The sequence below is a fragment of the Agrobacterium sp. DSM 25558 genome (assembly GCF_900100825.1).
In the GTDB taxonomy this organism is placed as follows: Bacteria; Pseudomonadota; Alphaproteobacteria; order Rhizobiales; family Rhizobiaceae; genus Agrobacterium.
On the sequence record NZ_FMUD01000011.1, the window covers coordinates 121,351 to 144,493 of the forward strand.

The following is a 23,143-nucleotide window of genomic DNA, read 5'->3' on the forward strand; positions in this document are numbered from 1 at the left end:
ATTCACATTCCCTTGGTTATGAAAAGATTCTGAGCAAGTGCAGCAAATTTTCCATAGGGCATGATGCTGTCGCGCGGAATGCGCAGCAAAGGCAAACGAGCGCCGCCGACCAACTCCATCATCTCGTTTTCAGGTGGCAGGCGAGGGCTCTCCGGGTGCGGGACCGATGTAATCGCGTAATGCATGGGCGCTTCTGCGACGCTATTCATGGAGATGATGCCGCTGCCGCGCAGTTCCAAAAGTCCCTTGATCGGCTCGGGTCGTTCTGCGATCACGATGCCATTTCGAAGGGTGATTAAGACCTGGTCGTCCGCAACAAGCGCTACAGGGAGGCCGCAGCGCTGAGCCTCCGTTAGAAAACTGAAAGCAAGCTCGCTTTTCCCGCTGCCGGACGGGCCGACGAACAGAAGGCCGGTCTGCCCGACAACGATGGCACTGGCGTGAATATTGGCTCGCTCAGCGCTCATTGGCTTGCGCAAGTGGAAGCGACAGGCTGAAACGTGCGCCGCAGATGACGCCATATTTGTCGATAATGTTTTCTGCCTTCAAAGTACCATTATGCGCTTCGGCAATTTGCCGGCTGATGGATAGGCCCAGGCCTGAATTCTGGCCGAACCCTTCCGCCGAAGGACGATCGGTATAGAAACGTTCGAAAATACGATCGATATCTTCGGCCTGAATACCAGGACCATTGTCTTCCACGCGGACGATACAGCGATCTTTCTGGCGCAACAGATGCACAAAAATCCGGCCATTGTCACTGTCGACAAAAGAGCGGGCGTTCTCGATGAGGTTGGTGACGATCTGGCCGATACGAAGATCATGACCGTTGACGATATAGCTGACTTTGGTACCTGGCTTGTGGTCGACAGCGAAATCGATCGTGACCTTCTTTTTCTTGGCGCTGATCTGACGGGATATTTCGACCAGATTGCCGAGCAGCACTTCCAGATCCACCGGTGAAGCGTCGGCACGGGCAAGTTCAGCATCAAGGCGTGATGCATCCGAGATGTCGCTGATCAGACGATCGAGACGACGGACGTCATGGAAGATGATTTCGGTCAGCCGCTGCTTGGACTCTTCGGTCTTGGCGCGTGGCAGGGTTTCGACGGCGCTGCGCAGGGATGTCAGCGGGTTTTTAAGCTCGTGGCTAACATCGGCTGCAAAACTTTCAATCGCATCGATACGATCATAGAGCGCATTGGTCATCTCGCGAAGAGCGATGGAAAGGTTGCCGATTTCATCCTGCCGAGCTGAAAAATCCGGGATTTCCTCGCGCGCTTTCGCCCCGCGCCGCACGCGGATAGCCGCAGCAGACAGACGTCGTAACGGCGTTGCGATAGTGGAGGAAAGCAACAGCGACAGAACGATATTGACGAGGGTGGCAATGCCGAAGACGCGCATGATGGCGAGACGCTCGGCGTGCACGATCTTGTCGATATCACCCGCCTGCGTGGACAGAAGCAACACGCCTAGCACTGCGCGGAAGCGCTGGACTGGAACGGCAACGGAAACGATCAGTTCGCCTTTTTCGGTCACGCGCACCACAGCACCGCGAACGCCGGTCAGGGCGTTCATCACTTCCGGGTAGATGGAGCCATCGCCGCCGGGCGTTTCCTTGTAGAGCGGCAAGCTGCTGGGTTGCAGCATGCGGTTGAAGACACTCGCGAACCACTCGCTCCATGTCTGCGTTTCCTGTACAACAGGCGGCAGATCATAGCGCAAAACCTGGCCACGTGAATAAAGGTGGCGCGAATCCAGCAGTAGGTTGGCATCCGCATCGAAAAGACGGGCACGGGTGCGGGTTGGTGAAATCAATCGGCGCAGGACGGGTGCCACCCGCTCTGGATTGATGGGAAAGCTCAGGTCTTCATCGTTGGGCACAGGCGTGATGCTCTGGCCCGCCTGCAATTCCAGCAGCTTTTCCGGATTGATGGTGATGGAGTTGGTGTCGACCGATGCGGAGGCCGAAATCGCGCCTGCGATGATTTCGCCCTGCGTCAGAAGGCTTTCGACGCGGGCATCGATAAGGCCTTCGCGAAACTGGTTGAGATAGAGAATGCCGCCGACCAGAACCACGGTCGCCGCGACGTTGAAGAACAGGATACGTCGGGTGAGGCTGGAAAATACCGCATTGCCAAAAATGCGCCGGACAATCGTCAACGGATGAATACGATGCCGCCGACCGCTTTCACGGTCGTCGGCATCGGTATAATCCGATACGCTTCCTTGCGTCTTGTTCAGCAACGTCGTTCCTCAGCGCCGCTATCGTTGCGGCGTCATCATGTCTCGGCCCTGTCTCAGGCTGCTTCGCGGAACCGATATCCCACACCGTAGAGTGTTTCAATCATGTCGAAGTCGTTATCGACCAATTTGAACTTCTTGCGCAGGCGCTTGATGTGGCTGTCGATGGTCCGGTCATCGACATAGACCTGCTCGTCATAGGCCGCGTCCATCAGTGCATCGCGGCTTTTGACGACGCCGGGGCGCTGCGCCAGCGAATGCAGGATGAGGAATTCCGTGACTGTTAATGTCACAGGTTCGCCCTTCCAGGTACAGGTGTGGCGTTCCTGGTCCATGGCAAGCTGGCCACGCTCCAGAGTGCGCGCTTGTTGGTCTGCTGTCGGCTTCAGCGGGCTCGCACCCGGCACCGCCGCATCCCGGCTGCTGGCGCGACGAAGAATCGCCTTGACGCGCTCGACCAGAAGGCGCTGAGAGAAAGGTTTGGTGATGAAGTCGTCCGCGCCCATTTTCAGGCCGAACAGCTCATCGATTTCCTCGTCTTTCGAGGTGAGGAAGATAACCGGCAGGTCGGACTTCTGGCGCAGGCGGCGCAGGAGCTCCATGCCATCCATACGCGGCATCTTAATATCGAAAATCGCCAATTGAGGTGGGCGTGCAACCAGCCCATCGAGGGCAGACGCGCCATCAGTATATGTTTCGACCTTGTAACCTTCTGCTTCAAGCGCGATCGAGACCGACGTCAAAATATTCCGGTCATCATCCACAAGCGCAATTGTCTGCATAATATTGGTCTCCAGCGTCATTCATCAATACTCCCGACATGCACCCCAGCCAAAGGTTGCGCCGTGAGCCTTTCTCATGAGTATAAAGGTGGAACAAATTGTGGCAAAGGAAAAGAGTAGCTTTTTCGGACGGCGAGCAGCAGTAAATTCCGCAGAGGCAGACATTGCCGGATTCAACTGGGAACTAAACCGATTTAAAATGGAATAAAATCTTTTAAATCGATTAATATATTGAAATTATTGATTATTTTTAAAGTCGGTCTTGTCTTTTGTTTCAACCGGGATTAATTTCCGTGAAAATTTCAACGGCTTTGTTTAACGAAAAGGAACGCGCCCGTGGAGGAACTTGGAGTACATAATCCTGAAAATGGACTGTCGGCACTCGGTCTGACTGGCGTTTCTGCGGTTCACTACAATCTCATAGAGAGCGAATTGTACGAACATGCGATCCGCAACGGTGAGGCAGACGTGACTTCTGACGGCGCATTGCGTGCGGTCACCGGCCAGCACACGGGTCGTTCTCCAAAGGACAAGTTCGTGGTGCGCGACGCTTCCACAGAAGATAAAGTCTGGTGGGATAACAACAAGCCGCTTTCGCCTGAGCATTTCGACATTCTTCACAAGGATATGCTTGCGCATGCTGCGGGTAAGACACTTTATGTGCAGGACCTGATCGGCGGTGCGGATGAGGACAATGCCCTTCCAACCCGCGTCGTGACAGAACTTGCCTGGCACGGTCTGTTCATTCGCAACCTGTTGATTCGTCCAGCCCGCGAAAAGCTTGGCACATTCAAGCAGAAGCTCACCATCATCAACCTGCCGAGCTTCAAGGCCGATCCCGCACGCCACGGCGTTCGCACCGAAACCGTGATTGCCTGCGATCTGACCAAGGGCCTGGTTCTGATTGGCGGCACGTCCTATGCGGGTGAAAACAAGAAGTCTGTCTTCACCGTTCTCAACTACCTGCTGCCCGCCAAGGGTGTCATGCCCATGCATTGCTCTGCCAATGTCGGTCCTGATGGTGACGCTGCCGTATTCTTCGGTTTGTCCGGCACCGGCAAAACCACGCTGTCTGCTGATCCGTCGCGTACCCTCATCGGCGATGATGAGCATGGTTGGGGCGAAGACGGCATCTTCAACTTCGAAGGTGGTTGCTATGCCAAGGCCATCAAGCTTTCGGCAGAGGCCGAGCCTGAAATCTATGCCGCGACCCGCCGCTTTGGTACGGTGTTGGAAAACGTCGTTCTCGATGAAAACCGCGTTCCGGATTTCAATGATACGTCGCTGACGGAAAACACGCGCAGCGCCTATCCGCTGCACTTCATTCCGAATGCATCTGATACTGGCCTTGCCGGTCATCCCAAGACCATCATCATGCTGACGGCGGATGCCTTCGGTGTGCTGCCGCCGATTGCCCGGTTGACGCCGGAACAGGCCATGTACCACTTCCTTTCCGGTTACACGGCGAAGGTTGCTGGCACTGAAAAGGGCGTGACCGAGCCGGAAGCGACATTCTCGACCTGCTTCGGCGCACCCTTTATGCCGCGCCACCCGGCGGAATACGGCAACCTGTTGCGGGATCTCATCGGCAAGCACGGCGTTGATTGCTGGCTGGTCAACACCGGCTGGACCGGTGGAGCCTATGGCATTGGCAAGCGTATGCCGATCAAGGCAACCCGCGCGTTGCTGAGTGCAGCACTGACAGGCGAACTGAAAAACGCCCAGTTCCGCACGGATGTGAACTTCGGCTTTGCGGTTCCGACAGCGCTTGAGGGTATCGATAACGGCATTCTCGACCCGCGCTCGACCTGGGCCGATGGTGCAGCCTATGACGCGCAGGCCAAGAAACTGGTCTCGATGTTCGTGACGAACTTCACCAAGTTTGAAGATCATGTCGACGGTAAGGTTCGCGATGCAGCACCTGGCTTGCTGGCTGCTGCCGAGTAAAAACTGAAAATGGATTCACGTGAAACCCGGCCTTGTGCCGGGTTTTTCGTTTTTGTGTATGGTTTCCATCCGCCCAGATCTGTGGCATCACCGCTGCCGGAGAACGAACATGGCCAGCGCCCCGCTATTTATCAGCAACCGAATCACGATCGCCGGATGGGAACTGACGGAGCAATTCGTGCTGGCTGGTGGTCCCGGCGGGCAGAATGTCAACAAGGTGTCGACCGCCGTTCAACTGTTCTTCGATGTCGCCAATTCTCCGTCTCTGCCTGATCGCGTCAAAACGAACCTGCTTCATTTAGGCGGCAGGCGGGTATCGAAGGACGGCGTCTTGATGATCGAGGCCAACCGCTTTCGCACGCAAGAGCGGAACCGCGAAGATGCGCGGGAACGGCTAAAGGAACTGGTCCTCAAGGCCGCGGAACCGCCACCACCTGTGCGCCGGGCAACGAAACCCACCAAGGGTTCGGTCGAGCGGCGTCTCAAAGCCAAATCCGGCCGTTCCGACGTTAAAAAGATGCGTAGCAGGCCCGATAAGGAATAGCGCTCAAAGCTTGCGAAGTGCCACCGTGTCGATCAGGTGGTTTTGTCCCTTGCGCAAGATCAGGTCGGCACGCGGGCGTGATGGCAAGATATTTTGCCGCAGATTCTTGAGATTGATGTTTTCCCAAAGCCCCTCGGCAATCGCACGGGCCGCTTCTTCCGATATCGACGCATAGCGATTGAAGTATGACGAGGGATCGCGGAAGGCCGTCTGCCGCAGGTTCATGAATCGGTTGACGTACCAATTGTGGATCAGCGGCTCGTCGGCATCGATATAAATGGAAAAGTCGAAGAAGTCCGATACCATTGGCACGATCCGTCCGCCGGCTGGCAAATCGCGCGATTGAAGAACATTGATTCCCTCGAAGATCAGAATATCGGGCCGGTCGATGGTGGTGAATTCGTTGGGAACGACGTCATAGGTCAGATGGGAGTAGCGGGGCGCCTTCACATCCGGTTGCCCGGCCTTGATGGCTGACAGAAATCTCAAGAGAGAGCCGATATCGTAGCTTTCGGGAAAACCCTTGCGCTCCATCAGATTGTCGCGCCGCAAAACATCGTTCGGATAGAGAAAACCATCTGTGGTGATGAGATCGACTTTGGGGCTGGAAGGCCAGCGTGCCAGAAGCTCCTGAAGAATGCGGGCGGTGGTGGATTTACCCACGGCAACGGATCCGGCAATGCCGATCACGAAAGGCGTCTTGTTCACATCGGCCATGTTGAGGAACTGATTGCGCTGATCGAACAGAAGCTGCGACGCTTCGACATGGGTGGACAGCAGGCGCGACAGCGACAGATAGATGCGCCGAACCTCATCCATATCGATGGGGTCGTTTAGCGAGCGTAGTCGCTTGAGCTCATCTGACGACAGCGTCAGTGGCGTATCGGCGCGGAATTTCGACCACTCTTCCGAGCTGAAGAAATAATAGGGTGAATATTCGTCGGGGCGGAAATGATCGAGCGTGTTTGGCATGCCTTGTCCTCCCATGCGTGCCACGGTCGTCATTTATGAGGCCTCGATTCCTTTTCCTGAAGACCGGATTGCCCGGTACGACGTTCCAGCTCCGCATAGACATCCGCCAGTGGAATATCGGCGATTTTCAGGACGACCAGCAGATGGTAGAGCAGATCGGCCGCCTCATCCGTCAGGTTCTTGCGATCGTTGGAAATGGCGGCGATGACGGTTTCCACAGCCTCTTCGCCAAGCTTCTTGGCGGCACGGGACTGGCCCGCGGCCACGAGTTTTGCCGTCCATGATTGATCCGGAGAGACACTTGCGCGTTCCGCCACGATGCGCTCCAGATCGGAAAGGGAGAAGCTGGTCATCTATCAGTACCCTGGATTAATCGAGGCGCATGGCAATGCCATGGTCGGCCATGTAGGCCTTGGCTTCACCGATGGAATAGGTGCCGAAATGGAAGATGGAGGCAGCAAGCACAGCCGTCGCATGGCCATCCTTCACGCCGGCAACCAGATCATCCAGCGTGCCGACACCGCCGGAGGCGATAACGGGCACGCGGACCTGATCGGCAATCGTGCGGGTCAGCGCGATGTCATAACCGCTTTTGGTGCCATCGCGGTCCATGGAAGTGATGAGCAGTTCACCCGCACCGCGCTCCACCATCTTGATGGCGAATTCAACGGCATCGATGCCAGTCGGCTGACGGCCGCCATGGGTGTAAATCTCCCAGCGATCGGTCTGGCCAGCGTTGGAAACCTTTTTGGCATCAATGGAAACGACGATGCACTGGTTGCCGAACTTATCCGCAGCCCGTGCCACGAAATCCGGGTCTTTGACGGCAGCGGAGTTGATCGACACCTTGTCTGCACCGCATAAAAGCAGCTTGCGAATATCACCGACGGCGCGAACACCGCCGCCCACAGTGACAGGCATAAAGCAGTGATCAGCGGTGCGAGACACGACATCGAAAATCGTATCGCGATTGTCGGATGACGCCGTGATATCGAGAAAGCAAAGCTCGTCTGCACCGGCGGCGTCATATGCCTTGGCAGCCTCAACCGGATCACCGGCATCGATCAGATCGACGAAATTGACGCCCTTGACGACACGGCCGTCTTTAACGTCGAGACAAGGGATAATTCTAGCTTTCAGCGTCATGCGCGCGCCTCCTTGATGAGCGCCAGCGCGTTTGCTGGGTCGATACGGCCATCATACAGCGCACGACCGGAGATCGCGCCTTCCAGTTTGGCCGCATCTGGCTCCAGCATGCGCTTGATGTCTTCGATGGAGGCAAGACCGCCCGAGGCGATGACGGGGATGGAGACGGCGTCGGCCAGTTCCAGCGTGGAATCCCAGTTGATGCCAGCCAAGATGCCGTCGCGGTCGATATCGGTGTAGATGATGGCGGCAACGCCTGCACCCTCGAAACGCTTGGCCAGTTCGATCACGCCAAGCTCTGAGGCTTCCGCCCAGCCTTCCACCGCTACCTTGCCGCCCTTGGCATCGATGCCGACGGCGACCTGTCCGGGGAAGCGCTTGCAGGCTTCCATCACCAAAACCGGATCGCGCACGGCAACGGTGCCGAGAATGACCCGGGCAAGACCACGGCTCAGCCATGCCTCGATGTGCTCCAGCGTGCGGATGCCGCCACCGAGCTGAACGGGATTCTTAGTCGACTTCAGAATGGTATCGACCGCGTCACCATTCACGGTCTGGCCTGCGAAAGCGCCGTTAAGGTCCACGACATGCAGCCACTCAAAGCCCTGGTCTTCAAAGGCCTTGGCCTGAGCGCCCGGGTCTTCGTTGTAGACGGTGGCCTGCTCCATATCGCCAAGCTTGAGGCGAACACACTGGCCGTCTTTGAGGTCGATTGCGGGAAATAGGATCATATCAGGGCTTCCAGCGCAGAAAATTCGAGATGAGGGCTAGGCCAAGCGTCTGGCTTTTTTCCGGGTGGAACTGCGCGCCGACCTTGTTGTCGCGACCAACGAAAGCCGTCATCGCGCCACCATAATTGGTTGTGGCGATGACATCGTCAGCATGGTTGGCGGCAAGGTGATAGGAGTGCACGAAGTAGGCGTGCAGGCCATCCGCGCCCGTCTTGATGCCGTCGAACAACGGGTGAGGGCGGTGCAGGTCGAGCGTATTCCAGCCGATCTGAGGAATTTTCAAGGTGGGATCTGAGGGTGTCATTTCCACGACATCGCCTTCGATCCAGCCAAGGCCTTCACTCGTGGTCTTTTCCAATCCGCGTGAGGACATCAGCTGCATGCCGACACAGATGCCGATGAAGGGGCGGGCTTTGTGTTCCACCGCTTCGATCAGCGCCTCATGCATGCCGGTCACGGCGTCGAGTCCAGCACGGCAGTCTGCATAGGCACCGACGCCCGGCAGGACGATCCGGTCTGCGGATGCAACGCTTTCCGGATTATCGGTCAGATCGATGGTTGCATCGATACCGGCCTCGCGGGCAGCGCGCTCGAAGGCTTTCGTCGCGGAGCGAAGATTGCCGGAGCCGTAATCGATAATTGCCACACGCATATCAGCGCCTTCCATTCAGATCGAACTGAAACGACCCAGCTGGATCGTTTCTTATGAACCCGTTGCCGTTTTTACCATCCTGTTTCCAGTCCGGCTGCGGAATCGTGCTTGCCTGCGACATTTCATCGTCAGGTAGGTTGGAAAAGTAGATGTCTTCCGCTGTCGCAAGATCAGATGCCGTGACGACGTCCTTCAGTGCCCACCCCTTGGAGATGAGATGCCGAACCACGATATTGCGACCTTCGAATCCGGCTATCAATCCGATAGTAAGCGCGAACAATCCTCCGGTGACGGCGTATCCGTCCAATCCCGAAACTTGGCCTGCCGCAACTTGCAAGACGACGATCCCGATTGCCAGCCACCATAGGTGCTGGACCGCAAACCATACCCAGGGAAACAACAGTGCAAGCCAAGAAAAACGGTCAGCAATAAACCGTGTAGAGCGGTGATCTCTGTCCGGTCCGCCGGGTGCTTCCAGAACCAGATACGATGTCATTGACGTTCCTGACAGCTTCGCTTGGATTGGCGTATCGGGTCATTTGCCCCGATGTCGGATGGGTCAGGCCAGCATGCCCTTTGTCGAGGGAACACGGTCTGCCTGACGTGGATCGATCTCGGTGGCTGCACGCAGCACGCGGGCAACCGCCTTGAAGCACGTTTCGGCGATATGGTGATTGTTGGCACCGTAATGGTTCAGAATATGCAGGGTGATGCCGGCATTCTGAGACAGGGCCTGGAAGAATTCGCGCACGAGCTCGGTGTCGAAGGTGCCGATTTTCGGGGCAGAGAATACGACATTCCAGACCAGAAACGGGCGGCCGGAAATATCCACGGCAGCCTTGGTCATAGTCTCGTCCATGGCAAGATCGAGCGACGCATAACGGGTAATGCCGCGACGGTCTCCCAGCGCTTTGGAGATGGCCTGGCCGATGGCGATTCCGGTGTCTTCGACGGTGTGGTGATCGTCGATATGCAGGTCACCCTTAACAGTGATCTCCATATCGATCAGCGAATGGCGGCTGAGCTGGTCGAGCATATGATCGAAGAAGCCCACACCGGTGGAAATCTTCGACTTGCCTGTCCCGTCGATGTCAACGCGTACGGAAACATCCGTTTCGTTGGTCTTGCGGGAAATCTCGGCTCTACGCTCTGCCATGGGGCTGCTCCGTATCAATATCGGCGTTCCTTAGCAGCACAGCTTGCAAATATCCAGCCATTCCATCGTCTTGCGCAGATGCATCGCATCTTGCCGTGCCGGCTCGATTTGCAATCGTAAAAACGGGACTTACATAGATTGCGAAGCGGATCGAAGACGTATCCCGTTACAGCGCCCTCTTAGGGGCAAACAGGTGTTTGATGACAACGATTATTACTGTGAGAAAGGCCGGCAAGGTTGTGATGGCCGGTGACGGACAGGTCAGTCTGGGCCAGACGGTGATGAAGGGCAACGCCCGCAAAGTGCGCCGCATTGGCAAAGGCGGCGACGTGATTGCCGGATTTGCAGGTGCCACGGCAGACGCCTTCACACTGCTCGACCGTCTTGAAAAGAAGCTGGAGCAATATCCCGGACAGTTGATGCGCGCGGCCGTCGAACTGGCCAAGGACTGGCGCACGGACAAGTATCTCCGCAATCTGGAAGCCATGATGCTGGTGGCCGATAAATCGATTACGTTGGCAATTACCGGAAATGGCGATGTTCTGGAGCCCGAACATGGTGCCATCGCCATCGGCTCTGGCGGAAACTACGCCTTTGCGGCGGCGCGTGCGCTGATGGACTCGGAGAAATCTGCGGAAGAGGTTGCGCGCCAGTCGCTCGATATCGCTGCGGATATCTGCGTCTACACCAACCATAATCTCGTGATTGAAACGCTCGACGCAGAGTAAGCTGCGCCTTCCAAAACCCATGGGTTCTGTGGGCCGGGCCTTGATGGCTGGCCGCAACAGGACGCCGAAAGGAACATGATGACGAACTTTTCTCCTCGCGAGATTGTCTCCGAACTCGACCGCCACATCATCGGTCAGCATGATGCCAAGCGCGCCGTTGCCATTGCCCTTCGCAATCGCTGGCGCCGCCAGCAGCTGGATGAGAGCCTGCGCGACGAGGTCATGCCGAAAAACATTCTGATGATCGGACCGACCGGTGTCGGCAAGACGGAAATCTCCCGCCGTCTGGCGAAGCTCGCTGGCGCACCTTTCATCAAGGTCGAAGCCACGAAGTTTACCGAAGTCGGCTATGTCGGTCGCGATGTCGAGCAGATCATTCGCGATCTGGTAGAAATCGGTATCGGCCTCGTCCGCGAAAAGAAACGCACGGAAGTGCAGGCAAAAGCCCATGCCAGTGCAGAAGAACGAGTGCTAGACGCGCTGGTCGGGTCAACAGCCTCGCCAGCGACACGTGAAAGCTTCCGCAAGAAGCTGCGCGACGGCGAAATGGACAAGAAGGAAATCGACATCGAGGTCGCCGATACGAGTTCAGGCATGCCCGGCTTCGATATTCCCGGCATGCCGCCGGGTGCCAATATCGGTGTTCTCAATCTTTCCGATATGTTCGGCAAAGCCATGGGCAGCCGGACCAAGAAAGTGCGCACGACAGTCGAAAAATCCTATGCGGATCTCATTCGTGATGAATCCGACAAGATGCTGGACAATGAGCTGATCCAGCGCGAGGCGGTGAAGTCCACGGAAAATGATGGCATCGTCTTTTTGGACGAGATTGACAAGATTGCGGCGCGTGATGGCGGCATGGGTGCCGGTGTGTCCCGCGAAGGCGTGCAGCGCGATCTGCTGCCGCTGGTGGAGGGCACGACTGTGTCGACCAAATACGGACCGGTCAAGACCGACCATATTCTCTTCATCGCATCCGGTGCCTTCCATGTGTCCAAACCATCCGACCTCTTGCCCGAACTTCAGGGTCGCCTGCCAATCCGCGTCGAGCTGAAGCCTCTGACCAAGGAAGATTTTCGCCGTATTCTGACGGAAACCGAAGCAAGCCTTATCCGCCAATATATCGCGCTGATGGCAACGGAAGAGCTGAATCTTGAATTCACCGATGATGCCATCGACGCTCTTGCCGACGTGGCAGTTCATCTGAATTCGTCCGTTGAAAATATTGGCGCGCGTCGTCTGCAGACTGTAATGGAGCGAGTGCTGGATGAGATTTCCTTCAACGCCCCGGATCGTGGCGGCTCTACTGTGACGATCGATCAGGCCTATGTAAAGGAGCATGTCGGCGATATCGCTGCCGATACCGATCTTTCCCGCTACATCCTTTAAACGGCGTCAGAGCGCGGCCCAGTTGGCCGCACTCTTATTTTACTTGCCTTCTCTCGACATTTGGCCACGCTTTTCGCTAATGAAAGCGTTAATAGCTTTTGAAGGAATGGTCCGGTCTTAAACCCGGTCGAAGAAAAGGCATCTCCCGTGCGTAAAACTCTTCTGGCATTGGCCGCGATTTTCGCCTTCGGCGTGGTTTCTCCCTCGTTCGCTCAGGCGGCGACGGTACCCCCTGGTAACCGCAATGCGGAGCAACCAGGCGTTCCCGGTGCATCGGCGCGCCGAACGAAAGGCTCGAATTCCACGTTCGATCGCAAATATCAGAAGGTCATCGACCTGCTTTCAAGCGATCAGCAATTGATTTCCAAGATCAAATCGACCGCAAGCCGCTACGGCATCGACCCGATCCATATGGTCGGCGCTATCGTGGGTGAGCACACCTACAATGTCGACGCCTATGACCGGCTGCAATCCTATTACGTCAAGGCTGCTTCCTATGCCGGAAACAGTTTCCGCTTCGGCTATAAAGACGAAAGCATCGCGCAGTTTCTGACGCATTCGCAATTTTCCAAATGCGAGACAAAGCGCGATTCGGCCAGCCTTTGGACATGCCGGGAAGACGTCTGGGACGATAGCTTCCGAGGCAAGAAGGTTGATGGCGTCAGCTATCCGGACAATCGCTTCAGCTCGGTTTTCTTCCAGCCCTTCTATGCGGGCCAGACCTTTGGCCTTGGCCAGATCAATCCGCTGACGGCACTGATGCTGTCGGACAGGGTTGCGCGCGTTTCCGGCTTCGAAAAGCTGGACGAGAATGATGCCGCAGCGGTCTATACCTCTATCATGGACCCGGACCGTTCGCTGGCTTACATGGCCGCCGCCATCCGCAAATCCATTGACGACTACAAGTCGATTGCGGACATGGATATTTCCAAAAACCCGGGCCTGACATCCACGCTCTATAATCTGGGTGGATCGCAGCAGCGCGCCGCGGTGCTTGCCCAGAAAAACCGTCAAAGGGCGGCAAGCGGCGAAGCGCCTCTGTGGCCTGAGGAAAATTATTATGGCTGGCTGGTTAACGACAAGCTGCCGGAGCTCCAGAAGCTTTTATAATTTTCAAGCAAGGTTAGGCGGAATATTTCTGAAAAAGAAAACCGTTTGACGCTGGCTTGTGATTGACGAGGCAGCCTCTCAGCGTCCACTCTCTGACCCAATAATGACAAGGGAGATATATGGTGAGCCGCATCGAACAGCACGGCCTTTCATTTGACGAAACGCTCTATCGCTTTTTGAAAGACGATGTCCTGCCGGAAACGGGTCTCGACGCAGACGCCTTTTTCGCGGGCTTTTCCGAGATTGTGCACGAGCTTTCGCCGAAAAATCGCGACCTGCTGGCCAAGCGTGATGCCTTTCAGGAAAAACTCGACGCCTGGTACCGCGAAAACGGCGCGCCGGTGGATCTCGGTCAATATGAGACTTTCCTCAGAGAGATCGGCTATCTCCTGCCGGAAGGCGGCGCCTTCAAGGTCGATACGCAAAATGTTGATCCCGAAATTGCCCTGCTTGCTGGTCCGCAGCTTGTGGTTCCAGTGATGAATGCGCGCTATGCGTTGAACGCTGCCAATGCCCGCTGGGGTTCGCTCTACGATGCGCTTTACGGCACGGATGCGATTTCCGACGATGATGGTGCGGAGAAGGGCAAGGTCTACAACCCAAAGCGCGGGGCAAAGGTCATTGCTTGGGCTCGGGATTTTCTGGATCGCTCCGCGCCTCTGGCGAACGGCAGCTGGTCCAGCGCCTCTGGCATCAAAATCATCGATGGTACATTGCAGATCGCGCTTGATGGCACCTGGACTGCTTTGGCCGATCCTGCCCAATTCGCGGGTTTTGGCGGCGAAGCATCCGCGCCCTCGACGCTATTGCTTGAAAAGAACGGCTTGCACCTCGAGATCGTGATCGATCCATCGACGGATATCGGCAAGAGCGATGCGGCGGGTATTTCCGACGTCATCCTCGAATCAGCGCTGACGACGATCATGGATTGCGAGGATTCCGTCGCTGCGGTCGATGCCGACGACAAGGTCGTGGCCTACAGCAACTGGCTCGGCCTGATGCGCGGTGATCTAACCGAAGAAGTAGCCAAGGGCGGTTCAACCTTCACTCGCCGTCTCAATGCCGACCGCAATTATACCGCCCCGGATGGTTCTGCGCTGACGGTTCCCGGTCGCTCGTTGATGCTGGTGCGCAATGTCGGCCACCTGATGACGAACCCTGCGGTGCTGGATCGGGATGGTAAGGAAATCCCCGAAGGAATCATGGACGCGGTCGTGACGGGCCTGATCGCCCTTTACGACGTCGGCCCCAACGGCCGCCGCCAGAATTCGCGTGCCGGTTCCATGTACGTCGTCAAGCCGAAGATGCACGGTCCGGAAGAGGTGGCATTCGCATCCGAAATTTTCGGGCGCGTCGAAAAGCTGATCGGCATGGAACCCAACACCATCAAAATGGGCATCATGGACGAGGAGCGCCGCACGACCATCAATCTGAAAGAGTGCATTCGCGCCGCCAAGGATCGTGTCGTCTTCATCAACACCGGCTTCCTGGATCGTACCGGCGATGAAATTCACACCTCGATGGAAGCCGGCCCGATGATCCGCAAGGGCGATATGAAGCAGGCTTCCTGGATCGCGGCCTACGAGAACTGGAATGTCGATATCGGTTTGGAATGCGGTCTTTCCGGCCATGCCCAGATCGGCAAGGGCATGTGGGCGATGCCTGACCTGATGGCGGCAATGCTGGAGCAGAAAATCGCGCATCCGAAAGCCGGTGCCAATACCGCCTGGGTTCCATCACCCACGGCTGCGACTCTTCACGCAACGCATTATCACAGCGTGGATGTTGCTGATGTCCAGAACGGACTGAAAAGCCGTGATCGAGCCAAGCTCTCCGATATTCTGTCGGTGCCGGTCGCTGTTCGCCCCAATTGGAGTGCCGAGGATATCCAGCGGGAACTGGATAACAATGCGCAGGGAATATTGGGTTATGTCGTTCGCTGGGTCGATCAGGGTGTCGGCTGCTCGAAAGTTCCTGACATCAACAATGTCGGCTTGATGGAAGACCGCGCCACACTGCGTATTTCCGCGCAGCACATGGCAAACTGGTTGCGCCATGGGGTGGTATCGAAAGAACAGATCACCGAAACCATGAAGCGTATGGCAGCTGTCGTCGATGGCCAGAACGCCGGTGATTCGGCCTACTTGCCAATGGCCGGAAACTTCGAAAACTCCATCGCTTTCCAGGCTGCTTTGGAACTGGTGCTGAAGGGCAGGGAGCAGCCCAACGGCTATACGGAGCCAGTTTTGCACCGCCGCCGTCTGGAGCTGAAGGCGAAGCAGGCGTTGTGACGAATAACCCCTCTCCGTTATTACGGCCCTAAGCCGGAATCCACCAGCGATGCGTCTGCGGCGCGAAAGAGTCTTTCAACCCAAGGAGTTGGGTTGACTGGATCCCGCATAAGGTGCGGGATGACGGGTGAGAAAGACATCTGCAATAAAAAAGCCGCCGTGGTGGTCCCCGGCGGCTTTTTAATTTTATGGAAGAGCGATCTTACTGGATCACGATGACCTTGGATGTGCGGCCTGGACGAACGCGGCTGTAGAGGTCGATAACGTCCTGATTGATCATGCGGATGCAGCCTGACGACGCGGCGGTACCGATGGAAGCCCATTCAGGCGAGCCATGGATACGGAACAGCGTGTCCTGGCCCTTTTCGTTGAAAAGATACATGGCGCGTGCACCCAGCGGGTTCGTCAGACCTGGGCCCATGCCACCTTCGACGTAGCGGGCAACTTCAGGCTTGCGATCTGCCATTTCCTTTGGCGGATGCCACATTGGCCATTCCTGCTTCCATGCAACGTAAGCTTCACCAGCCCATGCGAAACCCTGCTTGCCAACGCCGATGCCGTAACGCACAGCCTTGCCGCCTGGCAGGATGTAATAAAGGAAGCGTTCACGGGTGTTGACGATGACTGTGCCTGCCTTTTCCGGCGTCTCGAAATTCACGATCTGGCGGTGGAAACGCTTGTCCACGCGGTTGATAGGAATGGCCGGTAGGGCGTAGCCAGCGTCGGTCGTTGCGCCGTATACTTCGTCACCGAAAATCTGAGTCGTTTCGACATAGGCTGGTGCAGAGGCAGGGCTGGCAGGGGAGGTCTGGCTCGTCGTAGAGGCGCAGCCGCCCAAAGCAAGTACGGACGACAGGCCGAGGGCAGTCAAGGAAGTGCGAATGCGCATGATGTTCTCGCGGGAAATATCGCCTATATGAGACGATGTAGGAAGCTCTATTGGATATATCGGTTATTTTCGATTAATCTTGAGTTGGCAAGCCGTTGCATCGCAGCAAAAGAATATGGCGCGCGAAATCACGGCCTCATGGCCTTTTTGCAACATGAAGAAGGGCGTTTCAGCGGATTTTATCCATGACTATTCTTTCCATCATCAACAATAATCCGTTAATCGACGGTCGGCAGTCAGAGAACGCGATGCTCGTACGCCGCGGCGTTCAGATATTGCTAAATGAGATGCGTCATTCGGTGTTGCCGGAACTGGCACTTTCCAGCGGCCGCCGGGCTGATCTCATCAGTGTTTCTGCAAAGGGTGAAATCTGGATCATCGAGATCAAATCCTCCATCGAGGATTTCCGGGTCGATCGTAAGTGGCCGGATTATCGACGCCATTGCGACTGTTTGTTTTTCGCAACCCATGGCGGGGTACCGCTCGATATCTTTCCCGAAGACTGCGGACTGTTCGTATCGGACGGCTACGGCGCTCATATGCTGCGCGAAGCACCGGAGCATAAATTGCCATCAGCAACGCGCAAATCGCTGATGCTGGATTTTTCCCGAACCGCCGCACGCCGCCTGATGATGGCCGAGTGGTCTACCGGCAAAAGCTATTCGGATTGACGGTTACTTCGGTGCTCGTTTGGCCAATATGCGCTGCAAGGTGCGCCGGTGCATGTTGAGGCGACGCGCCGTTTCCGAGACGTTTCGTTCACACATTTCATAGACTCGTTGAATGTGTTCCCAGCGAACCCGGTCTGCCGACATCGGGTTTTCCGGTAAATCCATCTTGTCGCCTTCGCGCTGGGTCAGCGCATTGAACACGTCATCCGCATCCGCCGGCTTGGCGAGATAATCCAAAGCGCCCAGCTTTACGGCCGTCACGGCAGTGGCGATGTTGCCGTAACCCGTCAAAACCACGATCTGCGTATCGTCACGATGCTGGCGGATAGCTTCGATCACCTCTAATCCATTGCCATCGCCCAGCCGCAGATCGACCACGGCATATTTGGGCGGTGCCAGTTTAGACTTGGCAATGCCCTCGCTGACCGACTCGGCGGTTTCGACAGCAAAGCCTCGGGTTTCCATGGCGCGGGCAAGGCGACGCAAAAAAGGGCCATCGTCATCGACAATGAGAAGCGACTTGTCCGGGCCGATGGGATCAACGTCATTCGACGCGGTGGTCCCTGCCTTGTCTTCTTGTCTGTCGTCACTCATCCCAGCAGCCTCCGGCGGTCTTTATCACACATGTCTATCGGACCCCATTGAGCCCGTAAGAAAATAAAGTCACTTGCTCTTCTTATCGTCCATAATGGCGCGTGGCCATATCACCGTTACACGCGCGCCTGCGGCATCTGGTCCACGGTTCTCGAAGCTGAGTGTGGCACCGGAACGCTCCAACAAGGTTTTCGCAATGAACAACCCTAGCCCCAGCCCGCCCGCCCGCGCCTCGTTCTGGCGCTTGGTCACGTAGGGCTCACCGATCCGTGCGAGAATGTCAGGGGCGTAACCCTGGCCATCGTCTTCGATCATAACCTTAACCTGTTGCGCATCATGCTCGGCGGTAACCGTCACGGATTCCTTGGCGTAATCGACTGCGTTTTCCAGCAAATTACCAAGGCCATAGATAATTCCAGCATTGCGGGCACCGACGGGCTCTCCGCTTCGCCCGCTTTTTTCAACAAGACGAAGCTTGATGCCGAATTCGCGGTGAGGAGCCATGACCTCCTCAATGAGAGAGGACAGCGGCAACTTGCTCAGATGCTCCTCTCCCTCGGCAGACAGTGAGGTTAGCCGGCGCAGAATATCGCGGCAACGTTCGCTTTGGCTGCGGAGCAGCGCCACGTCTTCTCGAAAACGATCGTCCTTGCCCAGTTCCCGTTCCATCTCTTTCGCCACGACGCTGATGGTCGCGAGAGGAGTGCCGAGTTCATGTGCAGCGGCGGCAGCCAATCCGTCCAGTTGAGACAAGTGCTTTTCGCGTTCCAGAACCAACTCGGTGGCGGCCAGCGCATCCGCCAACTGGTTGGCTTCATGCGACACGCGGTACGCATAAAAGGCGGCAAACAACATCATGGCAACGATGGAGCACCATATGCCGACGTGAATGATGAGCTGGATTGGCAATGCTTCACCCGGATACCACGGAACCGGAAAGGGAGAGAAGGCTATCGCCGTGACGCAGACAAGCGCAAAGGCCAGCAGCATGAGCGAATGCTTCATCGGCTGCGACGCGAAGGCGATGATGACCTGTACGCAGATAAGCGGCGCAAAGGGGTTGGAAAGCCCACCGGTGATGTAGATCAATGCCGTTAGTTGCAGCAGATCGAACGCCAGAAGCAGGGTCGCTTCCCAAGGGTCTAGACGATAGGTCGCAGGAAAGCGAGCCGATAAGAACAGATTTGCCACGGCAAGCGCACCAATCAGCACGGCACATGTCAGAAGAGGCAACGGGAAGTTCAGCCCGAAAGCGACAATCAGGATCGTTGCGCTTTGCCCGACGACAGCCAGCCAGCGCAGCCAGACGATCGTCTGCAAACGAATATGGCGACTGGCACGACCAAGTCGTGTGTTTTCTTCTGGCTGAACGGCCATTCGCCGATCTCCTGTCCTACGTTCCGCGCGGCTTTACGCGATTGGTCGGCTGTGCCGAGGCGGGATCCTCTGGCCATGGATGACGCGGGTAGCGCCCACGCATATCCGCACGCACGTCTTTCCACGAACCCGCCCAGAAACCGGGAAGATCCCGTGTGGTCTGTATCGGCCTGTGCGCGGGTGAGGTCAATTCCAACAACAGAGGCAATTTGCCGCCCGCCACCGCCGGGTGTTGCTTCAGGCCGAACAGCTCCTGCACGCGAATGGTCAGCGTCGGCTCCTCGCCATCATAGCTGATGGGGTGCTTCTGGCCTGTCGGAGCTTCAAAATGGGACGGCAGGAGCCTGGGGAGTTCGCGGGCTGCGGAATGCGGTACCAACGACAGCAACCCATCCATGATGCCGCCTGCCCTGATGTCCTGAAGGCTCTTGGCATCATGCTGAAAGGGAATGAACCACTCATTCAGCCGGGCAATCAACGCGTCATCGCTTGTGTCCTGCCATGGCTCGCCGATGGTTCGGTAAAGAAAGCCAAGACGCTGGCGCAGTTGCTGCGCATCCTTTGAGAGAGACAAAAGACCAAGGCCATAGTCGCGAAGCCCATTGGCAAGCGCAATCGCCGCTTTTTCTCCTGTCGGTTTTGCAAGCGGCGTTTCTTCCAGAACAATCGCGCCGATGCGGGTGACGCGCCGTGCGCGGACCTGCCCGCTTGCCTTGTCAAAAAATAGCTGGTCTTCTTGGGTGATTGCGTCTGGCAAATGGTCTTCAATATCCTCGCGCCGTATCGAAGCCGCTGCCAGAATACGCGGTTGTGCGGCCCGCCCTGTCACATCGGCAACGACCAGCATTTTCTCCGTGGCGAGACGTTCTGTCTCGGCCAGCTCAGCGCCGCGCCCATTTGCCATGACGTAACGACCACGCCCGCCGCGCTGGAAGGCAATGCGATCTGGATAAGCGTGCAGCAAAAGCTCGCCAACGCTGACTGCCTGGTGTCCACCCCGGTTGCCGAGAGGCCCTGCAATCCGCTTGGCAAGACTTCTGGCTGCATTCGCGCGTTCGCCTTTTTCATTTTTGAAGCGCCGCAACCTTTCTTCAAGATCGATATCGTTGCCGCCAAGCCCCTGTTCGGTCAACAGCACCGCCAGCATTCCCGCCTCGTTGCCGTGGCCTGCGTCTTGGGCCGCAATCACCATGGCAGACAGGCGAGGAGGCATTGCCAACTCTCGCATCTTCTTTCCGCGCGGAGTAATCGCACCTGCTGCATCCAGCGCGCCGAGCTTGCCCAACAATACCCTCGCTTCATTCAGCGCAGTTTCTGGCGGGTGATCCAGAAATGAAAGTGAGCCAGGGTCTGTAACACCCCAGTGAGCGAGATCGAGTACAAGGCCGGAAAGATCGCTGGCCAATATCTGTGGCGGAGTGAAAGCGGGCAGGGCCGCGGTCTGGCCCGCATGCCACAATCGGATTGCAATGCCGGGCTCCGTTCGACCTGCACGCCCGGCCCGCTGATCCGCTGAGGCCCGCGATACCTTCACTGTTTCAAGCCTCGTCATACCGGTTGAAGGTTCGAAAACCGGCAGACGCTGCAAGCCACTGTCAATCACGACACGAACACCATCGATCGTAATCGACGTCTCAGCAATCGATGTCGCCAGCACGATCTTGCGTTTGCCCGGCTCCGTCGGCTTGATCGCCGCGTCCTGTTCCTTCTGGGACAGGTTGCCATACAGCGGAATGACGCTCGTATCCGGCCCGAAGCGACCCTCCAGTCGCTCTACCGTCCTTGTGATCTCACCCTGACCGGGCAGGAAAGCGAGGATCGATCCCTCTTCCGATCCATGAGCGTCGATGATGGCCCGGGCAACACTGTCCTCTATCCGCTCACGATTGGGCCTGTCGTCATAACGGATGTCGATGGGGAAACTGCGCCCCAGACTTTTGATGACCGGTGCACCTTTCAGCAAGGCACTGATTCGCTCCACATCCAGCGTGGCTGACATAACGACGATTCGAAGATCATCACGAAGCCCCGCGCGAACATCCAGCGCCAGTGCCAAGCCGAAATCGCCATCAAGCGAGCGCTCGTGAAATTCGTCGAAAATGACAGCGGAGACATTGCTCAATTCCGGGTCATCCAGTACCATGCGCGCAAACACGCCTTCGGTGACCACCTCGATCCTGGTTTTGGTGGAAATGCGGTTATCCAGCCGCATACGATAGCCCACGGTTTCACCAACCGTTTCCCCCAAGAGCGTCGCCACCCGGCTGGCCGCAGCCCGAGCTGCCAGTCTTCGCGGCTCAAGCAGAATGATCTTGCCATCTCCGCGCCATGGCTGATCGAGCAGGTAAAGCGGTACCAGCGTCGTCTTGCCCGCTCCTGGAGGAGCGGAAAGCACTGCCTGTCCATGGGTCGCGAGCGCTTCGCCAATTTCGGCCAGTACATCCGTGACCGGCAGTTTCGGCAGGCTTCGCTCTATGGTCTGTGTCATGCTACTCACGAACTGGGTTACACTGCCTTGATGCTTTCATAAGCGAGGATTGCGCCGGCCAAATCTTCCAGCGCAGCCCCGACGGATTTGAACAGTGTTATCTCATCACCATTGCTGCGTCCCGCGTGGCGACCTGAAACAAGGTCAGAAAGCTCGGCATAAATATCGTCGCGTCGTATAATGCCTGCTTCAAGAGGCTGAACGATATCGCCACCCTCTTTTAGCGCACCGTCAAACGTATCGACAAAGAGACTGGCACGTTTGACAGCCATATCATCGCTTTCACGCATATTGGGCTTGAACGCGCCGACGAGATCGAAATGCGCACCAGGCTTCAACCATTGGCCCTTGATCAAGGGCTCGTTAGACAATGTCGCGCAGGAAATGATATCCGAGGAGCGCGCAACCTCTTCCAGATCGCTGCAGACCTTCGCATTAAATCCCAGCTGACGCGCATCTTCGACCGTCTTCTGTGCAGCCGCTGCATTACGTCCCCATATGTAGAAGGATGTCAGCGGGCGCATAGTGGCATGGGCCGCAATCAAGTTCAGCGACAATCGACCGGTTCCGACCATCAACATAGACGACGCATCCTGACGCGCGAGATATTTTGCCGCCAGAGCCGATGTCGCCGCCGTACGCCGCGCTGTTAGCTCACCACCCTCTATGGCAGCCAGCATTTCGCCAGTTTTACCAGACGACAAGAGATAGGTACCAAAAATGGCAGGCAGGGAACGCCGACTGTTGTCCGGGAAGACGGAGAGTATCTTGACGCCCATATAGGAGCCGGGAACCCAGGCAGGCATCATCAACAGTGTTGCGTCACTCTCGCCAGGCACTTCTACTTCATGATGGTGCCGGACTGGCATCACACAGCCACCGCGAAACATGTTTTCTATTGCTTCGATAAGGTGAGGCCATTCGAGCGCGCGGCGCGTTTCTTCTTCATTGAGCACAAGCATTACATACTCCCGGTCTGGTGATCGGGAATGACCTTAGCAATGTCGTATTGTCTGGTGAAGGTCAGGCAGCAGGATGGTTGGGAAAACGGCAGCTTTATGAGGCGCAAAAGCGGGGTTTTGATAAAAATCCCAAAATACCCAAACAAAATCAGTTACTTGCAATTTTTCTTCTTTTTCTTCTTTTGGTGCTGTTGACTATGTCTGAGGTGTTCCTCTATAAGTCCGCTCACTGACGAGGGCGGCGGCGCTGCTAGCGACGATGTCCTTCGTTCTGGAGAAAACTGGAAGACTTGGCGAGTTTGTTGGGTCTTTGGAAGCTGAACTTTCGGGTTTTGGTTTGATGGTTTTGACACTAATGTGTGTCTGTTTTTTGACAATTGAATATGGAAGAAAGAGAAACGTGGGCGGCGAGGCTTGCGGGATGTTGAGAGATTGACATCCTTTGAAAGAGACTTTGACGGTCACGTTTT

Annotated in this window: 23 protein-coding genes; 7 read left to right on the top strand and 16 right to left on the bottom strand. The window is 56.6% G+C overall.

What is annotated here, in order from left to right:
* Window positions 1–2: 2 nt before the first annotated feature.
* Genes DSM25558_RS11940 through chvI form a run of 3 tightly spaced genes read right to left on the bottom strand, consistent with a single transcriptional unit; the run spans window position 3 to window position 3,026 of the window.
* Window positions 3–467 (bottom strand): HPr kinase/phosphorylase, encoded by a 465-nt coding sequence (locus DSM25558_RS11940; protein ID WP_077104981.1) that lies wholly within the window; start codon window positions 465–467, stop codon window positions 3–5.
* Window positions 457–2,247: a sensor histidine kinase gene (locus DSM25558_RS11945; protein ID WP_077104982.1), complete on the bottom strand. Its 1,791-nt coding sequence runs from the start codon at window positions 2,245–2,247 to the stop codon at window positions 457–459. Before DSM25558_RS11945 ends, DSM25558_RS11940 begins: the two co-directional genes overlap by 11 nt.
* 53 nt (window positions 2,248–2,300) lie before the next feature.
* On the bottom strand, window positions 2,301–3,026 hold the full coding sequence (gene chvI, locus DSM25558_RS11950; protein ID WP_103587306.1) for a two-component system response regulator ChvI: 726 nt from the start codon (window positions 3,024–3,026) through the stop codon (window positions 2,301–2,303).
* 336 nt (window positions 3,027–3,362) lie between these two features.
* Between chvI and DSM25558_RS11955 the strand changes: the two genes are divergently transcribed.
* On the top strand, window positions 3,363–4,973 hold the full coding sequence (locus tag DSM25558_RS11955; protein ID WP_077104983.1) for a phosphoenolpyruvate carboxykinase: 1,611 nt from the start codon (window positions 3,363–3,365) through the stop codon (window positions 4,971–4,973).
* A 109-nt stretch (window positions 4,974–5,082) separates the two neighbouring features.
* Window positions 5,083–5,517, top strand: coding sequence for an alternative ribosome rescue aminoacyl-tRNA hydrolase ArfB (arfB, locus tag DSM25558_RS11960; RefSeq protein WP_077104984.1), 435 nt, complete (start codon window positions 5,083–5,085; stop codon window positions 5,515–5,517).
* 3 nt (window positions 5,518–5,520) lie between these two features.
* On the opposite strand, the gene coaA is transcribed toward arfB, so the two are convergent.
* The 7 genes from coaA to hisB all read right to left on the bottom strand — a co-directional run bounded on the left by coaA (window position 5,521) and on the right by hisB (window position 10,174).
* Window positions 5,521–6,504, bottom strand: a complete 984-nt coding sequence (gene coaA / locus DSM25558_RS11965) for a type I pantothenate kinase (RefSeq protein WP_181013834.1) — start codon at window positions 6,502–6,504, stop codon at window positions 5,521–5,523.
* Between the two features lie 14 nt (window positions 6,505–6,518).
* On the bottom strand, window positions 6,519–6,842 hold the full coding sequence (locus tag DSM25558_RS11970) for a phosphoribosyl-ATP diphosphatase (RefSeq protein ID WP_077104986.1): 324 nt from the start codon (window positions 6,840–6,842) through the stop codon (window positions 6,519–6,521).
* Between the two features lie 16 nt (window positions 6,843–6,858).
* A complete protein-coding gene (gene hisF / locus DSM25558_RS11975; protein WP_077104987.1) occupies window positions 6,859–7,635 on the bottom strand; it encodes an imidazole glycerol phosphate synthase subunit HisF in 777 nt (258 codons plus the stop codon).
* Window positions 7,632–8,366, bottom strand: coding sequence for a 1-(5-phosphoribosyl)-5-[(5-phosphoribosylamino)methylideneamino]imidazole-4-carboxamide isomerase (gene hisA, locus DSM25558_RS11980; protein WP_077104988.1), 735 nt, complete (start codon window positions 8,364–8,366; stop codon window positions 7,632–7,634). The genes hisF and hisA overlap by 4 nt, the downstream gene beginning before the upstream one ends.
* Window position 8,367: 1 nt before the next feature.
* A complete protein-coding gene (gene hisH / locus DSM25558_RS11985) occupies window positions 8,368–9,018 on the bottom strand; it encodes an imidazole glycerol phosphate synthase subunit HisH (RefSeq protein WP_077104989.1) in 651 nt (216 codons plus the stop codon).
* A gap of 1 nt (window position 9,019) precedes the next feature.
* Window positions 9,020–9,514 carry a DUF2628 domain-containing protein gene (locus DSM25558_RS11990; protein ID WP_077104990.1) on the bottom strand — a complete coding sequence of 165 codons (495 nt, stop codon included), beginning with the start codon at window positions 9,512–9,514 and terminating at the stop codon, window positions 9,020–9,022.
* Window positions 9,515–9,577: 63 nt separating this feature from the next.
* On the bottom strand, window positions 9,578–10,174 hold the full coding sequence (gene hisB, locus DSM25558_RS11995; protein ID WP_077104991.1) for an imidazoleglycerol-phosphate dehydratase HisB: 597 nt from the start codon (window positions 10,172–10,174) through the stop codon (window positions 9,578–9,580).
* 200 nt (window positions 10,175–10,374) lie between these two features.
* Here hisB and hslV point away from each other — a divergent pair, with 200 nt between their 5' ends.
* From hslV to DSM25558_RS12015, 4 genes are all read left to right on the top strand, one after another.
* Entirely contained in the window at window positions 10,375–10,902 is a 528-nt protein-coding gene (gene hslV, locus DSM25558_RS12000) for an ATP-dependent protease subunit HslV (RefSeq protein ID WP_045231076.1), read from the top strand.
* A 78-nt stretch (window positions 10,903–10,980) separates the two neighbouring features.
* The gene (hslU, locus tag DSM25558_RS12005) at window positions 10,981–12,291 is read left to right on the top strand and encodes an ATP-dependent protease ATPase subunit HslU (protein WP_077105013.1); all 1,311 of its coding nucleotides are present in this window, start codon (window positions 10,981–10,983) and stop codon (window positions 12,289–12,291) included.
* Between the two features lie 147 nt (window positions 12,292–12,438).
* On the top strand, window positions 12,439–13,401 hold the full coding sequence (locus DSM25558_RS12010; protein ID WP_077104992.1) for a DUF1402 family protein: 963 nt from the start codon (window positions 12,439–12,441) through the stop codon (window positions 13,399–13,401).
* 122 nt (window positions 13,402–13,523) lie between these two features.
* Window positions 13,524–15,692 (top strand): malate synthase G, encoded by a 2,169-nt coding sequence (locus DSM25558_RS12015; protein WP_077105014.1) that lies wholly within the window; start codon window positions 13,524–13,526, stop codon window positions 15,690–15,692.
* A gap of 202 nt (window positions 15,693–15,894) precedes the next feature.
* On the opposite strand, the gene DSM25558_RS12020 is transcribed toward DSM25558_RS12015, so the two are convergent.
* On the bottom strand, window positions 15,895–16,581 hold the full coding sequence (locus tag DSM25558_RS12020) for a L,D-transpeptidase (protein ID WP_077104993.1): 687 nt from the start codon (window positions 16,579–16,581) through the stop codon (window positions 15,895–15,897).
* A 185-nt stretch (window positions 16,582–16,766) separates the two neighbouring features.
* Between DSM25558_RS12020 and DSM25558_RS12025 the strand changes: the two genes are divergently transcribed.
* Window positions 16,767–17,252, top strand: coding sequence for an MmcB family DNA repair protein (locus tag DSM25558_RS12025; RefSeq protein ID WP_077104994.1), 486 nt, complete (start codon window positions 16,767–16,769; stop codon window positions 17,250–17,252).
* Window positions 17,253–17,255: 3 nt separating this feature from the next.
* Here DSM25558_RS12025 and DSM25558_RS12030 read toward each other — a convergent pair whose 3' ends face one another.
* The 5 genes from DSM25558_RS12030 to DSM25558_RS29110 form a co-directional block, all read right to left on the bottom strand.
* Entirely contained in the window at window positions 17,256–17,846 is a 591-nt protein-coding gene (locus tag DSM25558_RS12030) for an ActR/PrrA/RegA family redox response regulator transcription factor (RefSeq protein ID WP_077104995.1), read from the bottom strand.
* A gap of 69 nt (window positions 17,847–17,915) precedes the next feature.
* Entirely contained in the window at window positions 17,916–19,223 is a 1,308-nt protein-coding gene (locus tag DSM25558_RS12035) for an ActS/PrrB/RegB family redox-sensitive histidine kinase (RefSeq protein WP_077104996.1), read from the bottom strand.
* Between the two features lie 16 nt (window positions 19,224–19,239).
* Window positions 19,240–21,711, bottom strand: a complete 2,472-nt coding sequence (gene hrpB, locus DSM25558_RS12040; RefSeq protein ID WP_077104997.1) for an ATP-dependent helicase HrpB — start codon at window positions 21,709–21,711, stop codon at window positions 19,240–19,242.
* Between the two features lie 17 nt (window positions 21,712–21,728).
* Window positions 21,729–22,673 carry a bifunctional Delta(1)-pyrroline-2-carboxylate/Delta(1)-piperideine-2-carboxylate reductase gene (locus DSM25558_RS12045; protein WP_077104998.1) on the bottom strand — a complete coding sequence of 315 codons (945 nt, stop codon included), beginning with the start codon at window positions 22,671–22,673 and terminating at the stop codon, window positions 21,729–21,731.
* 195 nt (window positions 22,674–22,868) lie between these two features.
* A partial coding sequence (locus tag DSM25558_RS29110; RefSeq protein WP_210189139.1) for a hypothetical protein occupies window positions 22,869–23,143 on the bottom strand: 275 nt, incomplete at its 5' end.

Coding starts and splice junctions, on each gene's coding strand:
- hisH (WP_077104989.1), bottom strand. CDS start 9,018: ATGCGTGTGGCAATTATCGATTACGGCTCCGGCAATCTTCGCTCCGCG.
- DSM25558_RS12045 (WP_077104998.1), bottom strand. CDS start 22,673: ATGCTTGTGCTCAATGAAGAAGAAACGCGCCGCGCGCTCGAATGGCCT.
- coaA (WP_181013834.1), bottom strand. CDS start 6,504: ATGGGAGGACAAGGCATGCCAAACACGCTCGATCATTTCCGCCCCGAC.
- hisB (WP_077104991.1), bottom strand. CDS start 10,174: ATGGCAGAGCGTAGAGCCGAGATTTCCCGCAAGACCAACGAAACGGAT.
- DSM25558_RS11940 (WP_077104981.1), bottom strand. CDS start 467: ATGAGCGCTGAGCGAGCCAATATTCACGCCAGTGCCATCGTTGTCGGG.
- hrpB (WP_077104997.1), bottom strand. CDS start 21,711: ATGACACAGACCATAGAGCGAAGCCTGCCGAAACTGCCGGTCACGGAT.
- DSM25558_RS12030 (WP_077104995.1), bottom strand. CDS start 17,846: ATGAGTGACGACAGACAAGAAGACAAGGCAGGGACCACCGCGTCGAAT.
- chvI (WP_103587306.1), bottom strand. CDS start 3,026: ATGCAGACAATTGCGCTTGTGGATGATGACCGGAATATTTTGACGTCG.
- DSM25558_RS12025 (WP_077104994.1), top strand. CDS start 16,767: ATGACTATTCTTTCCATCATCAACAATAATCCGTTAATCGACGGTCGG.
- arfB (WP_077104984.1), top strand. CDS start 5,083: ATGGCCAGCGCCCCGCTATTTATCAGCAACCGAATCACGATCGCCGGA.
- DSM25558_RS11970 (WP_077104986.1), bottom strand. CDS start 6,842: ATGACCAGCTTCTCCCTTTCCGATCTGGAGCGCATCGTGGCGGAACGC.
- DSM25558_RS11990 (WP_077104990.1), bottom strand. CDS start 9,514: ATGACATCGTATCTGGTTCTGGAAGCACCCGGCGGACCGGACAGAGAT.
- hisA (WP_077104988.1), bottom strand. CDS start 8,366: ATGATCCTATTTCCCGCAATCGACCTCAAAGACGGCCAGTGTGTTCGC.
- hisF (WP_077104987.1), bottom strand. CDS start 7,635: ATGACGCTGAAAGCTAGAATTATCCCTTGTCTCGACGTTAAAGACGGC.
- hslU (WP_077105013.1), top strand. CDS start 10,981: ATGACGAACTTTTCTCCTCGCGAGATTGTCTCCGAACTCGACCGCCAC.
- DSM25558_RS12035 (WP_077104996.1), bottom strand. CDS start 19,223: ATGGCCGTTCAGCCAGAAGAAAACACACGACTTGGTCGTGCCAGTCGC.
- hslV (WP_045231076.1), top strand. CDS start 10,375: ATGACAACGATTATTACTGTGAGAAAGGCCGGCAAGGTTGTGATGGCC.
- DSM25558_RS12020 (WP_077104993.1), bottom strand. CDS start 16,581: ATGCGCATTCGCACTTCCTTGACTGCCCTCGGCCTGTCGTCCGTACTT.